Source organism: Streptomyces sp. NPDC086989 (assembly GCF_044745505.1).
Lineage (GTDB): Bacteria > Actinomycetota > Actinomycetes > Streptomycetales > Streptomycetaceae > Streptomyces.
On sequence record NZ_JBIVAL010000034.1, the window covers coordinates 1 to 16,940 of the forward strand.

Below are 16,940 nucleotides of genomic sequence, written 5' to 3' on the forward strand. Positions count from 1 at the left end.
ACGAACGCAAGGCTGAACACTTCCTCGCCTTCGTCGGCATAGCCGCGGCCCTCATCTGCCACCGCCGCCTCACCAAATGAAACGACGTCTTAGCCGCATTCCTGCTCAGTACCGCCCGGAGCGTCGTTACCCGACTCTTGTCGCGGTCCATGCCCGGCACCGGAGCATGGACGAGGTGATCGCTTCGATCACGGTTCAACTGACTCCCGAGGACGCGGAGCCAGCCGGCGCTAGCAGTGAGCAAGCTCTGGACGACCTCAAACGCATCGCCCAGGACCTGCCGGAACCGGTGGTACTTATTCTCGATGCCGTTGACGAAGCCCTGGAGAGCGGCCGTGTCGTCCGCGATCTGCTACCTGAGCTCCTGGGCACGCTCCGCTCTGACGGCCGCTCCGCCTTCCGGGCGCTCGTAGGGATGCGCCCGCCGCAGACGGACGGCCACCAATTCTGGGAGGGGCCCGGTACCCACGGGATGGCGCTCGACCTGGACACCTCCTCCGGTGTCGAGAACCTCGCGGACGACCTCACGACCTACATCGCCGACATCCTGTACAGCGCACCCGGTTACAGCGACCAGGCCCTTCGTGAGTCCGTAGCCCGGGCGGTGGCTACCTCGATCGCTCATAGCCCCGATCGCAGCACCTTCCTCGTCGCAGCACTCTTCGCCGACTTCCTGCGAAGCGGTATAACCCTGAATCCCGCCGAGGCGGTCGCCCGACTGCCGCAGAGCCTGCCGCACCTGCTCGAACTACACCTGCGGACCACGCTGGACGGCGACCCGTGGATGCGGCACTTGATGGTGGGGCTGGCACAGGCGCGGGGGCAGGGTATGCCGCTGGAGCTTGTGGCGGCAGCGGCTACCGCTGCCGCCATGGCCGCGGGTCAGGAGCTTCGCCCGCTGACGCCGGGCGAGGCCCGCGAGAAGCTGGCTACCGCCCGTTTCTATCTACGGACGAACATCGATGCGGACGGACGTCAGCTCTACCGGTTCTTCCATGAGACGGTCACCGAGCACTTCCGTGACGCAGGGGCCGAACTCGACGGGCTCGCCGACACGCTCTTCCACGAGCTGTTGTCGGCCGTCCCCGGGCGGTGGGCCGCTGAGGGGCCTCGGTGGGACCTCGCCGCACCGTATCTCCTGCGACACCTTATGGAGCATGCCGTCGCTGTACCGGGCGGTTCCGCGGTCGACCCCTTGTTCCTGGACCCGGAGTACCTAGTCCGCGCCGACCACAGCAGCGTCTGGGAGGCCGTCCACCGGACGAGGACCCCGGCGGCGCGGCGGGCCGGGGTCGCGTACCGGACGGCCTTCGGTCGCTTCGATATCGGCAGCCTCTTTGGCCAGCGCGTGCCGTTGGAGACGCGTCGTGCCAGGCTTCAGCGGAGCCTGGCGACCTACCAGGCGGCCGGGCTCGCACGCCGTCTCCACGACGAACAGGCCGCGCTTCGCACGCAGTGGAGCACGGGCCTGCCTGAGGAGTCCCTGCTGCACGTCATCGGCGAGGACGAGTTGGGCGCCACGGTGTCAGCCCTGGCCCTGGGCTCCGTCGATCGTCGGCTTCTCGCTGTTTTCGCCGGCACCGACGGCTCCCTCCAGGCGTGGGACATCACGCCGAGCCCCGACGACGCGTTCCGGTACTTCTCGGCTCCCCGGACAGACGAGGGTGCCATCACCCAGGTGGTGATCGCGGATCTGGATGAGCGGGCGGTCATTGCCTCGGTTACTGACCAAAACGTACTGCAGCTGTACAACCTCGCGACGGGTGCGCTCGTTGCCGACACGCGCATCGACGGTGCGAGGGTCTCAGCCCTGGCGGTGGTCGGTACCGGGGACGAAACTGCTCTTGCAGTCGGTCGGGTCAGTGGCGAGATGAGCCTGGTCGGCCTGCTGGGCGAGTCCTTCGGCAGGATCCTCGCCACCGTCGAAGCCGGGGACGCCGCCATCGGTTCGCTGCTCGGCATGGAGTCCACAGACGGCTCCCTCGCCTTCCACTGCGTTGCCGCCGAGCCCCACGGACATGGGCCGAAGGTGCTGCGGAATCTGAACGAGCGGCCCGTCACCATCTCATCGGAGGGACCGCTCCAGGAGGTGCGGATCCAGCCCACCAACGCGCGCACCCCGCTGTTCTCCCTCATCGCCTACCACCCCAGCATGCATGCGGTAAGGGGAAACGGTGAGACCGTCCACGTCGTCACGGGGGCCGAAGACCGCGGGCTGACACTCGCAGACATCCGTCATGTCGACCGCTTTCAGCTCGCGCTGACCGCCCATCGCGACGGCAACGTGCGGGTGTGGGACCTCGACGTTTGCCCGCGGTTCGGTCACGGCCAAAACCACTGGCACCCCGCCACAATTCTCGGCTCCATGTGGCTCGGCGGCTCAGAGTTCGCCATCAGCGCCGAACTCGCGTCTGGCGAGATCAAGGTGTGGGACCTGAGCACCGGCGCCGAAGCTCACGAACTGACCGACGTGGGCGGGCTCAGCCATGCCGCCACCGTGACAGCTGGGGAGGTGCCCTACGTAATCACGGTGACCACGGAGAACGAGCTCGACACCTGGAATGTCCGTGAGGATGCCCTGGAATCGACGGTCCGCCTCCCCGACCCGGCCACCGCGTTGGCCGCTGTGCCGCACGGCGAATCGGTATGGGCCATGGTTGGCGGTGCCGACGGCAGTATCCACGTGTGGGACACGAGCAAGGAGTCGCTTTCCCACGTCCTCGCCAGCGTGGAGGGGCCGGTCACGGAGCTGGTCGCGGGCGACGTGGGCGGCGAGTCTCTCCTGATCAGCGTCCACAACGAACGCAGGGTCTGTCTTTGGTCCCTGGCTGACAGCACCCTGCGGCAATCGATCACGCTGGACCGGATCGGAGCGGTCGCGATGCAAGGCGGGCGCATGTTCGCTGCCGAGCAATCGTCGGACGTCGATCAGGTGCGGATCTGGGACCTTGTGACGGCCTCGCTCGTGGGCTCCGTCCCCGTGGCCGGCCCTCGGGTGATGACTATCAGCCAAGTGAACGGCAGGCCGGTACTCGTAGCCGCTGTCAGCGAGGCGGAGGTCCAGGCATGGGATGCCGAATCCGGCGATCCACTCGGAGCTCCGGCCCCAGTGCCGGATCGAGTGCACACGATCGCCCCCTACGAAAGTGGCGTGCTGGTAGGCAGCAAGGCTGGCCATGTCACGGCCCTCGGCTGGGCCTGCTCCGCAGCGGCGTCGGCACTCCGACCGACGCGGCCGGCCGTCAACGTCACCCACGTCCTGGCTTGGTTACCGGGCGAACTGCTATGTGGCGATGCCCGCGCAGACGGATGGGAGTTATACACCGTCAGCGAGTGGGAGGGAGGACTGCCGCCTTCCTTCGGCCTGATCTACGCTCGCCCCATCACTGCGACGACGGCCGAAATCCACGATGCTCTCGTTGGCGTACTGAAGCCCGGCGGATTTGACGTCGTGTGGCTGGAGGCACGCTGGTACGAGATAAGCAAGGTCGACGGCGTGACCACCGGTGGCCCGTGGCGATTCCCGGCGTACTCCGTTCATTGTTACTCGGAGCAAGGAGCAGAGCAGTGACGATCGTCGCAGTGCACGGCATCGGCAACCACCTGAGCGGCCGCTCGCCGGAACAGGCGGCCACCGAGCTAGCAGGACAGTGGCAGCTCAAACTTCAGCATGGGTTCAAGGCCGCCGGACTGGACGACCACCGGCTCCCTGCCCTGCACGCCGCGTACTACGCTCACCACACCCGAGCCGCGGAGCGGCAGGCTGTCGGGCCGGATGTACTTGCCCTCGACGAACGAGAACAGTCCGTCGTCATCGACTGGGCGCTGGCCCTAGGTTCACCCACCATCCAGGAACGGCAGGGACTGATTACTGCACCACTGCGGCAGGTCCTGTCCTGGGTTTCCCAACGCCGCAACCTCCCCATTGGGACGGTCATTCGGCTTGCCGTCCAGCTGGCGGGCGAGGTCCGCCGCTATCTCCACGTTCCGCAGGTACGGGCTGCCGCCCTATCTACCGTGGCCGAATCGATCCGACGGGTGCGCCCCCGTGTGGTGCTGGCGCACTCCCTCGGCTCCGTTGTCGCGTACGAGGCTCTCCATGCTCACCCGGAACTGACCGTGGACTGCTTCGTGACCTTGGGCTCTCCCCTTGGCCTGCCGAGCGGGATTTTCGATCACTTGGTGCCCGCGCCAATCGCCGATCGGGGTGCCCGACCTGCCGGGGTCCGCTACTGGGCGAACCTCGCCGACACAGGGGACCTGGTGGCGATTCCTCATCGGCTTGGCGACCGATTCCCTGTTGACCAGCACGCCGACACACCGATTGGCCGTATCGACTTCCACACCTTCGGAGCGTACTTGTCCTCCCCGCTCACCGCTGCAGCGATCTCTCCCTTCGTCCGCAACCCGACAGTCCCGGACCAGATCGCCTGAGATTTCGGCAGTGCGCGTCGTCTCAGATGATCCGTCGTCGCAGGTAACGCCCCTACAATCAGGAGCGTGCTCACCTCGCACGACCAGATTCACTGTCAAACGACTCGATTGGTTGGCAGAGGAAAACGACGGGGCGGACTTTTGTCCGCGGACAAAAGTCCAGCTTGCCCCCGACGCTGGCGGGCATGGGGTGGCCACTGTGGCCGAACCTGCGCTGCTCTGGGACAGACGCCGAAAGGTCACGCCACCGCTGACGCCGACCGATACGAATCCACCGCTCACCGCCGGCGCCCCGAAGCCCACGGCGCTTGAAGCCATGCCTCCCGGCGGTGTCGCGAAGGCGCCGTCGGGGGAGAGGACTCGGCCTGCGCTCCGCGTGCCCCGCCTTGGCGACCGGTCCGATCGGAGCGGAGCCGCGGCGGCCCTCGACTTTTGTCCGTAGATAAAAGTCGGGACAGCTTCTCCCGTATGGACGATGATCCACCAGAGATCTGCAGTCGACAGGAAGCCGGCTCTGGCAAGGTAGTGGTGAGGGAGCGGTGGGCACGCGTAGAACTGCAGGGCGTGCCGCGGCCCACGGTCAGGTCCATGAGGGCGGCGGACGCACCAGGCAGCCCCTCGATGGGACGCCAGTTGTCGGCCTCCCCTGCCATTTGGTGTGGTCGAGGGTGAGCCACGGCTCGCCGGCAGCCCCGCACTCCGCCGTCATCACACCAGCCACACCAAGATCATTTCGGGCCGGTTAGGGTTTCTTCTTCGAGCCGACAGTCTGGAGACGGATGATCGAGCAGGACGAAGCCCTGCAACTCGCGGTGGCGCTTCTCGCACACAGCCAGCGCGAGAACGAGCCGCCTCTCGCCATCGAAGCAGAGCAGGTTTGTGAGAGCAACGGGCTCCTGATCGTGCCCTACAACTCTGTGCAGTACCTCGCCTCGCGTGAAGCGCGAGAGCAGCTGTTGGACTGCTGGCCTATCCTCGTCGACCTTGAACGCGGAGAGGCGCGATTCGGGACCCTGGACGAGCGGCATCTATGGAGGAACCCGAGCACCTGACGGCTGCCCGTGCCCAGAACCGGTGACGGGGGCAGACGCCTTCGCGGGCGCTGGTGCTGCTGCGGACCGCGAGTCCGTGGGTTCCGCGATGGGCCAAGCAGAGCCGGCAGGCCAGCAGGCCGGGTGGCGGTGCGGTTCGGATGCTTCCTCGACCGCCAGGGGCGCTCGGCGGAGTCCGGGTTCCGCACTGCAGTCGCCAAGGGCTGATTCCGGCGCCGGGTCGGCGTTGTGGTCGGGGGCCGGCGGCGCTTCGATGCCTGGTCACTCAATCCAGTCCACACTGGTCAACGCGACCTCGGAGGGCTGGCTTCGCTGCGGCAGGTCAGCGCCGCATCCACCAAGGGCGGTCCGGTTCTGCGACGGGGTGTTGAGCATGCGCCCGAGGAAACGTTGGTCTGCAACCCTTACGGCGCCACCTTTTGTCGGCGGACAAGAGTCCGCGCCGCCGGAGTTACAGACGTCGGCCGGTCTCCGATGCAGCGACAGCGAGGCTACGGTGTCACAGTCTGCGCAGCCCGGTCTGCGGGTCGTAGTGGACTTGGCCGGCCAGGCCAAAGACGCATGTGCCCTCGGCGTCGAAGAGCAGGACGTTCCAGCGGTCGAGTGGTTTGTGCGGAGAGCGGGGCCATAGGGTCGGGTCCGGCAGCCTGCCGTCCCCCTCGAACCACTTCCCCGGCACGGACACCGTGTGCAGCAGGAGCTTTCGCTTCACCCGCCGCTCAGTGGCCGAGGGCAGCCCCTTCTTCAACTGCCGATCAGGGTAGAACTCGGCCCGTAGCGTGCCTGCAGCGTCGTAGGTCAGCTTTCCGTCGTCCTGTCGGTAGAGACATACGGCGTTCACCGGGGGGACGCTGAGCCGGGGGAGTGCCCGGAGCCCTTCCGCGCCGCCCTCTTCCCCGGAGCCGTTCAGTTTTCCGGAGACGAGCCAGGCCATAGTCGCGGGGTGGCCCTCCACGTAGGGGCGTACTCCGTTGTCGTCTGCCGCGAGGCGCTCCCGGGCAAGGGTCACCAGCCAGTCGTCCCATGTCCGGTCCAGGAGTGCCGCCCACGCCCCTTCGCCCGTCTGGCGCGATGCGTACACGCTCGCCATGAGTCCGGCTACGTCCCGGGGCAGACGCAGGTGGATGCGGTTCTGGTCATCCCACCGGTTTCGGAGGGTTCGGAAAGTTGCGGCCAGGGTGTACGGGGCGTAGGCCGGCGCGTCGAGGTTGCCCGCGCGGCGTGCCGGACGTAGCCGGGGAGGTTCGACCAGCGGCAGGTCGGGCTCTTGCGGATCGGGCCGGAAGAGGACGTCCAGTTGTGGCAGCTCGCACCAGGCCGGGCGGCGTCCGGTGTTCTCGGGGTGGCGATGGAGGCTGCCCATGCGTTCGATGAGTTGGTCGACCGGGGCCAGGTCGGACACCATGTAGTCGAAGTCCACGGCCTGGGCAGCGCCTTGAGTGGTTATCACCAGAAGTCTGTCAGGCCGGGAAGGGGCTTCGTGCCCGAGGAGGAATCGGATCCGGTCTTCGGTGGATCTCTGCCGGTGCGTGCGGAACTGTTCGTGCAGCAGCAGGATTTCCGCCTCGTCCCAGCCATGAGCCGCTGCGGCGGCGAGGGCCGCTCGGTACAGGGTCACGGCCTTTTCGGTCCGATTGCGGACCACGCCCACACAGCCGCCGTCCCGCGCCTTGTCCAGGAGCTGCGAAGCGAGGCCTGCCGGATCCTTTTCGTGCTGAAGGCGGACCGTCGTGACACGTTGCGGGGCTTCGGCGGGCAGGGGGCCGCCTCGTCGGAGGTGTCCGTGTGCGTCGACGACCGTAACGGGACCTTCGCCATCCCCATCCGTATCCGCGGAGGCGGCCTCGATCTGCAGGCCGGCACACCAGGACGCCGTGAGCGCCGTCCGTACCGCCGCAGGCAGAGCGTTGGACAGGACGACGACGGACGCTCCCGCATCGGCGAGCCATTGCACGGTGGAGCCCAACAAGTCCTGCTGGTAGAGCTCATATGCGTGAGCGTCGTCGATGATCACGGTCTTGCACGACAGCGTAAAGAGTCTCAGCATCCAGTGCTTGGACGGCTGCGCGGCGAGCATGACCTCGTCGATGGTGCCCACGCCGAAGGTGGCCATGAGGCCCACACACCGGTTGAGGTACCAGGGGTCCATGACGGCCCTGTCGCGCCCGCGGTGCTTGTCCCCCGGAGCGCCTGCGGGATCCCGTTCGTCCTCGTCGGACTCCAGGGTGGTGCGGATACCTGCTGCCAGCGAGTCGAAGGGCGTCGCTTCCTCCTGGGCCGATTGCTCCGGGTCGGTCATGTCGTAGACGATTTGCTGCTCGATGGCGTCGGCGTGGACCACGGCGAGGGTGGCGGCCCCGTCCGGCACGGCCGCGTGCATGAACTGCCGGACCTCTTCGGTGATCCGGCTCGTGTCCGCCTTCGTGGGCGTGGCGACGTAGAGCCCCTGGTAGCCGTTGCGGGACGCCAGGTGGTGGGCGCACCACAGGGCGAGCCGGGTCTTGCCCGATGAGGGAGGGGCCTCGACGATGACGAGGGCCTGCCCCGTGGCGGGCATCAGCTCCATCGCCGCAGCCTGGACGGGATGCGGCTCGGTTCCGGGCCACAGCTCCTGCCACGTCACTTCGGTCGGCTTCCACCGGTCGAGGCGCAGGGCGTCCACAGCGTCCTTGGCGCGGTTCTGGGCCGCCTGCCACCACGCCTCGTCCGAATCGGCCAGGTCAGCGTACGGGTACCTGTCGTCGTTCGAGGCGATCCAGTCGCTCATGATGACCAGCCCCGTGAGCTGGATCAGCGCCGCGGGCCGGACCGGGGCCACCAGTGCCGCGAGGCGCCGTAGGTCGACTCCCAGCAGTACGGCGGTCACTTCGACGAGTTCTGCGCGTACGCCGTCCCAGTCCGCGCCTCCGCGGGCGATGGTCGCCGTTCCGATGGTTTCCGGGCCGGGGACATGGCCGTGGTGTCCGCCCAGCGCATACGCGGCCGCGTACAGCCCCTGGTGTTCGGGTGCCCTGCAGCTCTGCCCGTTCGCCACGGCGCAGTCGCAGCCCAGCAGGCGGGGGAGCGTAGCCGCCGTGATGTGCTGGTGGTGAGCCCAGTAGAGCCCCTCCCACGCAGCAGGCAGCGGAGCGCCGTGGGAGCGCGCTTCCTCCTCCCACTCCAGTCTCGCCTTGCGCAGGTGGGACCGGGTTTCCCCCTGGTCGAACTGGTCGAGGAAGGCGGGGGCCGCCTTGCCGAGGTCGTGGAGCGCGACCAGGAACGGCACGACCGCGCGGGCCGTGGCTGCGTCACCGCCGCCGAACGCCTCCGTCAGCACCGCGCGGACGTTGTCGGGCAGGTAGCGGTCCCAGAGCTCCCGTGCCGTGGCGCCCGTGTCGAGCAGGTGGGCCAGCAGAGGGTTCCAGCCTCGCTGCCCGTCGCGGTACCTCCGTCGGTCCGGCGTCTTGCCCCACACCCACCGGTACGCTCCGCCACCCGACTTCGCCATTCACGTCCCCCTCGCTCATCTGTGGTGTTAGCTTCGCTTCGATCACGGCATCGCGTCATGACATCGGGGGAATGTGCACGTTGGCTGAACCATCCGCCTTACCGTCGGGAGAGGCCGTCCCCTCGTGGGATCCGCGCGTCAGTCCCTGCATACCCGTGGTGACGACCGGGGGCAGGACGGAGTCGCGGACGCTGCTCCAGGTCTTCCGCACTGCCGACGAGGACCTCAAGACGCTGGCCGGCAGCACCCCGGGCGAGACGGTCGCCCTGTTCGAGTTCCTGATGGCCATCTGCTACGCGTCGAAGTCGAACCCACCGGTTCCCGAAAGATGGCTGGACGCGGTCGAGAACCGGCAGCCTTTCGACCTGGCCGTGAAGTGGCTGGAGGACCAACCAGGCAGCAGCTGGGACCTCTTCCATCCGACGGAGCCCCTCGGGCAGAACTCCTTGCTCGCCCCGTTCATGGACGCGCACGCCGTGGGGCCCGCACAGCTCGTCATCGAACACGTCGGTGATTACAACCAGTTCTTCGACCACCATCATCTCGCGCACACGAGCCCGCTGACAGCCGAGCGGGCCTTTCGCGCCATGCTCACCCAGCACGCCTACGGCCTCAGCGGCCGCGCCCGCATATCCGGCAAAGCCACCCTGGGCGACACCATCACCAACCTGGCCACGGGGCGTCTGGGGGCACGCATCCGCGTGATCGCGCTCGGCGAGACCCTCGGTGACACCCTCCGGCTCAACCTCGCACCCACCACCCGCCGAGGGACCTTCAACCACACGTGGACGGTGTCAGGCCTCCCACGCAGGGGTTTCCAGGCAAAGCCCGACGGGCGGCCCGTGGACGGACCCGCCGACCTGCACAGTGTCCTGGGCCGCTCGATCCTGCTCAGCCCCTGCACACTGGCCAACGGCGAGACGGGCGTGGACCGCGTCCTCGTAGGAGCCGGAGAACTGCTCGCCCCGCTCCCCGACTCCCTCGTCCTGGACGCCGTGTACACGGGCACCGGAACCACCGCCAAGCCCCTGGCGCCGTCGCCGGCCCGGGCGCTGTGGCGCGAGGCGCACGCCCTCTACGCGGCCGTGGCAGACCGCAACAAGCGCCTCGACCTGTACCACCGCCTGGCCACGCTCGCCGACCGGCCGGTCTCCTTGTGGGCGGTGGGGCTGATCGCCAACAAGACGGCTCCCCTGAGCTGGCTTTCGGACAGTTTTCCCTACCGCCCCGGCCGCGAAGAGGACCTCCGGCACGCGGCCCACACCGGCTCCCAGCTCGCGGAGTACGTGGCGGCATCCCTGGTGAAGGCTGCGGAGGCCGCCTGGAGGATCGCCTACCCGAATCCGAAGCCGGCCGACAAGAAGCTGCAGACCGCCCGCTTCGACGCGCGGCCGGACCACTGGGCGGCTACCGAGCAGCCCTTCCACATCCTGCTGGACAAGGTCGTGGCCGGAGCCTGCGTGGCGGAGAGCCTCCAGGACTACGGAGCGACCCTCGCCCAGTCCGCCACCGTCTTCCTCGAACGCCGCCTCGACTCACTGCCGGCCAACGCGCGCGGATTCCAGGCACGAGCCGACGCCCTGCGAACGCTCACGTCGGAACTGGGCGAGGCGAAGGCACCCGACCAGCTCAAGCCGAAGGAGAGCGGCCGTGAGCACCACGACCGACACCAACACCAGCGCTGACGCCGAGCCCGAGAGCGAGCAGGAGACATGGGCTGAGCAGGATCCGGAGTCGACCCGAGCCGCTCCTCCCTCCGAGCACCCGCCGGCCGAGCAGCTGGCCCGCTGGCTCGTCAGCCTCGTCCACAACCGGGACAACGGGACACTCGCCGAGCTGCGCCGACCGCGGGCGAAGGAGGACGCGCACATCCGGGCCGGCTGGTACGCCCCGGTCGAGGAGCAACGCGAGATCTACGAGCGGGTCGCGTTCCTCTTCGCCGTCTACCACCAGGGAGCGGACCGGCCCCACAAGGGCTACGACACCCTGGGCGGCGCGATGCGCAGGATCGGCAGCCGCGTGGGACGCGGCCCCAAGGACGCCGGCGCCTCCCGCCTGAACGCCCGCATCGTGTCGAGCCGGAGCATCCCGTGGCGGCACCTGCAGCACGCCGTGGCCCGGCTGCGCTCGTGTGAACAGGGCCCGCCCGCCTGGTCACTGCTCGTCGACGACCTGGTCCGCTGGACCGATCGTGAGGCCAAGGTCCGCTACCGCTGGGCCGTCGACTTCCACACGCCGTGGCGAGCCACCAAGACAGCAGCGCGCAAGACCGCTGCGCCCACGAAGGCCACGAGCGAGACCTTAGCGCGCAAAACTTCCGCGCCCACCGACCAGAACGCCCAGAAGGACGCGACAACGTGAGCACACAGCCCAGCCTCTCCGGCCGCCAGTTCCTCTCCCTCCACCTCTTGGAGACCGTCGCCGCGGTGCTGCCGGTACGCGACGAGAACGGCGCCCCGAAGGCGATCGTGTACGGCGGCGTCGAACGCCACATGATCACCAGCCAGGCCCGGCGCCGGGCCGAACGCGTCCACGCCCGCAACCGGGCGAACTCGGGGGTCGGACCGCTGAAGGGCCACACCATGGGCGTCCGCACCCGGGAATGGGCACTGATCACCGCCCGGAGCCTGGAGAACGACCACGGATGGGAGTACGAGACGGCCCTGCGCACGGCACGCGCCGTGCTGGAAGCCCTCAACCTGAAGTTCGGTGACCCGGCGAAGAAGACGGTCGCCAATCTGACCAAGGTGCTCGTCTTCGCACCGGAGGACGCCGGCACCCGCATCGCCGCGCACCTCGCCGCCGAAGCGGAACCCATCACCGCCTGGGCGCAGGAATTCTTTGCCGCACAGCAGGCGGAGGCGGAGAAGCGCAAGAAGGGCAAGAAGGCTGCGGACGAGGAACAGGAAGGCGACACCGCCGAGAACGCCGCCAAGAAGGTGCCCCTCCCCAAGGCCACCCGCACCGCGGTCCTGACCGCCCTGGCGCCCCGGGACGCCATCGACATCGCGCTGTACGGCCGCTTCCTCGCGGAAGTCGCGGATTCCCCCAACGTGGACGGCGCCGTCCAGAGCAGCCACGCCTTCACCGTGCACGAGGCAGAACAAGTGGACGACTTCTTCGCCGCCGCCGACGACGCCAAACTCGACCGCAAGGCCAACGCACTCGACTTCCTCGACGCCGCAGACGACGCGGGCGCAGGCATGACCGGCTACCAGTCCCTGATCTCGGGCACGTTCTACCGCCACGCGGTCCTCGACAGGGTCAGGCTGCGGCACAACCTCGAAGCGGCCGGCATGACGGTGCAGGAAGCCGAGGCGGCCGCCGTCGCGGCCGAGGAGGAGTTCGTGAACTCCTTCGTCGATGCCTTCCCGGAAGCCAAGAGGAACTCCACCGCCTCCACCGGAACCCTGCCCGCACTGGTCCTCGCCTTCGACGGCGACCGCCCCTTCAACTACGCAGGTGCCTTCCAGCGGCCCATCGATGAGCTGACCGACGGACCGGCCGGCGCAGCCGCCGTCCGACGGCTCCTGAAGCACCACCGCTTCGTCACGCAGCGCCGCCCCGACATCCGGCCCGGGAACGTCCTCACCTACGACCTCGACATCAACGCCGTGCTCGGGGAGCTCAAAGCCGAGGGGGAGCTCCAGGCCAAGGAAGTCGTGAGTGTCAGGGAGCTGACGGCGTGACGCACGTCCTGCTCATCCGGCTGGCCGGGCCTCTGCAGTCATGGGGGCTGGTCTCCCGCTTCACCCGCCGGGACACCCACAGCCGCCCCACGAAGTCCGCGGTGATCGGCCTGTGCGCGGCCGCGCTCGGGCTGGACCGGACAGCCGACCTCGCGGCCGAGGACCTGCCCCTCGCCGAGCTCCGCTTCGGTGTGCGCGCAGACCGGCCGGGCGTGCCCGTGCGGGACTACCACACGGTCGGGGCGGGCAGGTTTCCCCTCCGGCCCCGCGACCTCATCACCGACCACCGCAGGGCGGCTGCCGTCTCCCGGTCCGTGGAGGCCCAGACCGGCACGGCTTTCGGACACCACGACCTCGCGGACTGGTACGGCGCTCCGAAGAAGATCGTCAAAGACCCCGTTTCCGCGGGTCTGATCTCGGAGCAGCTGTCCCGCGGCGCACTGATCACCGAGCGCTGGTACCTGGCCGACGCCGCATTCCTGGCGGCTCTCGAACACGAGGACCGCGGGCTGCTGGAGAAGATCGCACACGCCCTGGAGCAGCCGCAGAGACTGCTGTGGCTGGGCCGTAAGTCCTGTCCGCCGTCCGGCACCCTCGCGTGCGGGGTACATGAGGGCACCATCGAAGAGGCGTTCTCAGCCAAAGCCCTGCTGCCCGATGCGGCAGAGGAACCCCGGCCCTGGGCCTGGATCCAGGCCCCGCCGGACGCCCCGGAAGCGGCGCCGGTCAACGACCAGCCCGTCACCTTCGAAGCCGACGAACGCGCCCACACGCTCCGCTGGGAAACCCGCACCCGCATCACCATCGCCGAGACCGCCACCGGATGGGACGTCCTCCTGTGACCCGGAGCACCGCTTCAGCCCGTTTCGTCGCCACCCACAGCGTGCTCACACTCGATGCACGCCATCCGTTTGCCGCCAAGTCCCTCGTCGACGCCCAGGACATGCACCGCACCGTCATGAGCGGCTTCCGCGGCTGGGTGGCTGACGGAGACGCCGACGCGCGTGCGCAGATGGGCGTCCTGTCGACCTGGTCGGTGGACCTGAAGGCCGCCGCTCTCGTCATCGTGGTGCAGTCGCGCGTCCCGGGGGACTGGTCCCGCATACCGCAGGCCGCCATGACCAGCAGGCCGCGGATCATGACCGTGGACCGCACTTTCAGGGTCGGCGACGTCATGGAGTTCCGCACCGTGGTCAACCCGGTCCGCAGCGTTCCGACGGGAGCACCGCCCTCGGGGAACGTCCGGGGCAAGCGCGTCGCGCACACGAGGCCGGACCACGTCAAGGAATGGTTCGTGCGCCGGCTCCAGCCCGAGGGAGAGCCCCGGACCGGGCCGAAGGGCGGTGTCCGCATCGGCGCCACCGCCGACCCGGGCGCGCTCGCTGTGCGCATGCTGCCCACGGTCTCCAGCGCCGGTTCCCACAGGGGTCTGCGCATTGTCCGTGCGGAGCTGCGAGGGAAGCTGACGGTCACGGATCCGCAGGCGTTGGCCGAGACGCTGACCGAGGGAATCGGGCACGCCCGCGCGTACAGCTGCGGGCTGCTCCTCACCCGTTGAGGACGGCGTCCAAGACGGGCGCTGCCGCTCGATATCCGTTGGCGTTCGAGCGGCGGCACACGGCACAGTGGCGGGGTGAGTGAACTGTGGGTGCATACGCTGACCTGGGCGGACGTGGATCCTGCGCGGTGTCCTTTCGAGCTGGATGATGCTGCAGCGAAGGAACTGACCGCTCTTGTGGCTCCCCTGCTTCCCGGTGCCGAGGTCGTGCAGGACGACAGGTGGGGTTCGATGGATCCGGTCACCTCGTTCCTGGTGGGCCGGTACGGACGGTGGGCCTGCGGATGGAATTGGTCAGTGGGCGAGGGTGACATCGACGGCGGGGTGGTCCAGGCGTGGTGCTGTGCCTCGCATTCCGTGACGACGGAGGAAGCAACCGCACCGCTTGTGGTCGCTGCTCTGCTCGAATGGCGTGGCTGGCTTGAGGACCTGGCGGAGCGCTTCTCAGCCCTCGCGCCGCCGGCGCAGCCCGCAGGGCAGGCGGTGGACCCCTGGCACTGGGAGCGCGCGTGCACACGCCTGGTCACCGCGGTGGCCGACCGCACCGAGGCCGAAAGCGGCTGGTACGGGCACTGTATGCAGGTGCTGGGGTGGTTCCTCGCCTACAACGGCATCGACGAGGAACGCGCCCAGCAGATCGCCGAGACTGCGGTCGGCGGCCGGTTCGACAGTTGGATCGCACCGGCCGTCACGGTGGTCGACGAGGTGAGCTCGGGGTTCGCCCGGACCATCGGCGAAAGCCGATGAGCTCCGGGCCCGACCACCAGAACGACGCCCTTGCCGACTGGCTGCACATCCGTACGGAAGTCTCCTGGCCGCGTTGGAGCAGCGAGCCCGCCGTCGCTGCCCGGCCTCCGACGCCCGACGGCTTCCGGGATTTCTTCACCGTGACGCGCGGCGGCCGCGACCCCGAAGGAACAGCAAGGGTCCTGACCGCCCTCGAGGTGGCCTTCAGCGACGCGCAGCAGGGCGCCCGGCTGACCTTTCCCCTCATGGCGAACTGGCAGCGAACCGTGCTGCACCGCAAGACCGTCGCCTTCCGCACGATGCCCGCCTTCGCGAAGGGCGGACGAGAGCGCTACGGACTCTCGCCCAAAACGCCCGCACAGTTCGGGCAATGCCTGGCCGAGAGCAGCAGCCTCGGCGTGCCGCTTCCTTCACGCGCCGCCCGGACCTATCTCGACGTCCTCTTCTTCCATCCCTTCGAAGACGGCAACGCTCGTGCAGCAATGCTCGCGCTGGCCTTCGTTCTGGCCAGAGAAGGCGTCTCCCTGGGCGACGCACGCCCGCTGCAGACCACCCGCTGGGCCGACGACGCCGACGGCGCGGCCGATCTGGCGATGCTGCTCGGAATCCTGATCACCGCGGCTGCGCGCCGCCCCTCGCATGGGAGCCGTTCATGAGCGGACGCGATGTCCTGCTGAACGAACTCGCCCAAGGGCTGCGCCCGATGGCGCAGGGCCTTGAGTGGTTCGACGGCCTCAGCCCACAGGAGCAGTCCGAGATCCTGCTGGCTTTGTGCCACCACTGCATTCAGGCCCGTGCACGCAGCGAGGACGGGCCTGAGGCCATCCGGCGCTCAGGCCTGCGCCCGACCCATACGCCGGCGGTCCTGATCACCCGCGGCCCGGTTTTCCAGCAACTGGGCAAGATCGCCGGCCTCGTCCCGGGCGACGAACGCCGCAAGGCATTCCGGCTGCTGGTCGCGGTCCTCGCGATCGCCGACGAACGCCGCCGCGCCCGCTACTGCTCTGACGGGTGCGGGCACTGGTGGCACGACCTGTCTGCAGCTGACCGCACGTGATCGATCAGAGCGAACTGGCTTACCGGATTCCGGAGACATGGGAGTCCGCGTCACCGTACGCTCACCCCATCACTTCCTGAGCTGGGGCGCCTGCGCCCTGCGATAGGGACCAGAACCTCGCGACGTCAGAGGTCGGTCCATTCGCACAGCGAAGGGGGGTGAGGGGCGTGGAGAAGCGTGAGCAGACCACACCCAAGGCGGCGTCGAAGGCAGGGACCAGTCTTGGTCGTGCCGTCCTGGTCAACGTCATCGGCAAGGCCATCTGGTCGCTGCTGGTGGCGATGTTCGGGGACGACGACGTCTAGCAGGTGGGGGTCCGGCAGCACGATCGCTGCTGGACCCCGACCGTTCTCCAACAGCCCCTCCAGCGATGGTTCGAGACCAGGTCCGGTGGCTCGACCGTCGGCGGACTGCACGGTCTTCGCCACATGCCGTCAGACGGCATGCTCCAGCCCGCCCCCCCGCCGTAACGCGTGAGACGCAGAGCCTCGAGAGTCGTGAGTGTCGGGCGGCATGATGGTCCCCATGACCTCCGATTCCAGCAGCGCACCCGTTGAGAAGACCCAAGTCATGGCCGTGACCGATGGTGTCGGGTTGGTGTTCGCGTGGGAGGCGGATGCGCGAATCGAGGTGCGGGGCCTTGGGGGAGAGGTCGTGATCGAGGCGAACGCTGAGGGTCTCAGGACGCTTGCCCGCCATCTGCTGGTGCTCGCCGGGGAAGGTGTTCCTGATGGGAGTCACCTGCACCTCGAAGACAGCAACGGGCTGGAGGACGGGTCCCTCGGCTTGGTCCTGGAACGGTGCGACGACGAGTGAGGCTGGCCGGCGGACGTAGTGAAAAGCTGGGCGCGAGGATGACGTCCATGGCTGACATCAACGAAGGCGGACAGCAGCAGTTCCCCGCATCTAGGACTTG

General features: G+C 68.5%; 14 protein-coding genes. 13 read left to right on the forward strand and 1 reads right to left on the reverse strand.

The window, feature by feature from the left end:
• The first annotated feature begins 166 nt into the window (after positions 1–166).
• The 3 genes from ACIPK4_RS38685 (at position 167) to ACIPK4_RS38695 (ending at position 5,486) form a co-directional block, all read left to right on the forward strand.
• Positions 167–3,571 carry a hypothetical protein gene (locus tag ACIPK4_RS38685; protein ID WP_402322265.1) on the forward strand — a complete coding sequence of 1,135 codons (3,405 nt, stop codon included), beginning with the start codon at positions 167–169 and terminating at the stop codon, positions 3,569–3,571.
• Positions 3,568–4,434 carry a serine peptidase gene (locus ACIPK4_RS38690; RefSeq protein ID WP_402322268.1) on the forward strand — a complete coding sequence of 289 codons (867 nt, stop codon included), beginning with the start codon at positions 3,568–3,570 and terminating at the stop codon, positions 4,432–4,434. The genes ACIPK4_RS38685 and ACIPK4_RS38690 overlap by 4 nt, the downstream gene beginning before the upstream one ends.
• A gap of 779 nt (positions 4,435–5,213) precedes the next feature.
• On the forward strand, positions 5,214–5,486 hold the full coding sequence (locus tag ACIPK4_RS38695) for a hypothetical protein (RefSeq protein ID WP_402322271.1): 273 nt from the start codon (positions 5,214–5,216) through the stop codon (positions 5,484–5,486).
• 499 nt (positions 5,487–5,985) lie between these two features.
• On the opposite strand, the gene ACIPK4_RS38700 is transcribed toward ACIPK4_RS38695, so the two are convergent.
• Positions 5,986–8,973 carry a CRISPR-associated endonuclease Cas3'' gene (locus tag ACIPK4_RS38700; RefSeq protein ID WP_402322274.1) on the reverse strand — a complete coding sequence of 996 codons (2,988 nt, stop codon included), beginning with the start codon at positions 8,971–8,973 and terminating at the stop codon, positions 5,986–5,988.
• Positions 8,974–9,128: 155 nt separating this feature from the next.
• Here ACIPK4_RS38700 and ACIPK4_RS38705 point away from each other — a divergent pair, with 155 nt between their 5' ends.
• From ACIPK4_RS38705 to ACIPK4_RS38750, 10 genes are all read left to right on the forward strand, one after another.
• A complete protein-coding gene (locus tag ACIPK4_RS38705; RefSeq protein WP_402322277.1) occupies positions 9,129–10,658 on the forward strand; it encodes a type I-E CRISPR-associated protein Cse1/CasA in 1,530 nt (509 codons plus the stop codon).
• On the forward strand, positions 10,624–11,334 hold the full coding sequence (gene casB, locus ACIPK4_RS38710) for a type I-E CRISPR-associated protein Cse2/CasB (RefSeq protein WP_402322280.1): 711 nt from the start codon (positions 10,624–10,626) through the stop codon (positions 11,332–11,334). Before ACIPK4_RS38705 ends, casB begins: the two co-directional genes overlap by 35 nt.
• Positions 11,331–12,662: a type I-E CRISPR-associated protein Cas7/Cse4/CasC gene (locus ACIPK4_RS38715; protein WP_402322283.1), complete on the forward strand. Its 1,332-nt coding sequence runs from the start codon at positions 11,331–11,333 to the stop codon at positions 12,660–12,662. Before casB ends, ACIPK4_RS38715 begins: the two co-directional genes overlap by 4 nt.
• Complete coding sequence (gene cas5e / locus ACIPK4_RS38720) at positions 12,659–13,504, forward strand: type I-E CRISPR-associated protein Cas5/CasD (RefSeq protein WP_402322286.1); 846 nt, start codon at positions 12,659–12,661, stop codon at positions 13,502–13,504. Before ACIPK4_RS38715 ends, cas5e begins: the two co-directional genes overlap by 4 nt.
• 41 nt (positions 13,505–13,545) lie before the next feature.
• On the forward strand, positions 13,546–14,220 hold the full coding sequence (locus tag ACIPK4_RS38725; protein WP_402322289.1) for a type I-E CRISPR-associated protein Cas6/Cse3/CasE: 675 nt from the start codon (positions 13,546–13,548) through the stop codon (positions 14,218–14,220).
• A 75-nt stretch (positions 14,221–14,295) separates the two neighbouring features.
• Positions 14,296–14,967, forward strand: a complete 672-nt coding sequence (locus ACIPK4_RS38730; RefSeq protein ID WP_402322292.1) for a hypothetical protein — start codon at positions 14,296–14,298, stop codon at positions 14,965–14,967.
• The gene (locus ACIPK4_RS38735; protein WP_402322295.1) at positions 14,964–15,623 is read left to right on the forward strand and encodes a Fic family protein; all 660 of its coding nucleotides are present in this window, start codon (positions 14,964–14,966) and stop codon (positions 15,621–15,623) included. The genes ACIPK4_RS38730 and ACIPK4_RS38735 overlap by 4 nt, the downstream gene beginning before the upstream one ends.
• Positions 15,620–16,024: a DUF5958 family protein gene (locus tag ACIPK4_RS38740; RefSeq protein WP_402322298.1), complete on the forward strand. Its 405-nt coding sequence runs from the start codon at positions 15,620–15,622 to the stop codon at positions 16,022–16,024. Before ACIPK4_RS38735 ends, ACIPK4_RS38740 begins: the two co-directional genes overlap by 4 nt.
• 167 nt (positions 16,025–16,191) lie before the next feature.
• Positions 16,192–16,329, forward strand: a complete 138-nt coding sequence (locus tag ACIPK4_RS38745; protein ID WP_402322300.1) for a hypothetical protein — start codon at positions 16,192–16,194, stop codon at positions 16,327–16,329.
• 220 nt (positions 16,330–16,549) lie between these two features.
• Entirely contained in the window at positions 16,550–16,840 is a 291-nt protein-coding gene (locus ACIPK4_RS38750; RefSeq protein WP_402322303.1) for a hypothetical protein, read from the forward strand.
• The last annotated feature ends 100 nt before the right edge of the window (positions 16,841–16,940 follow it).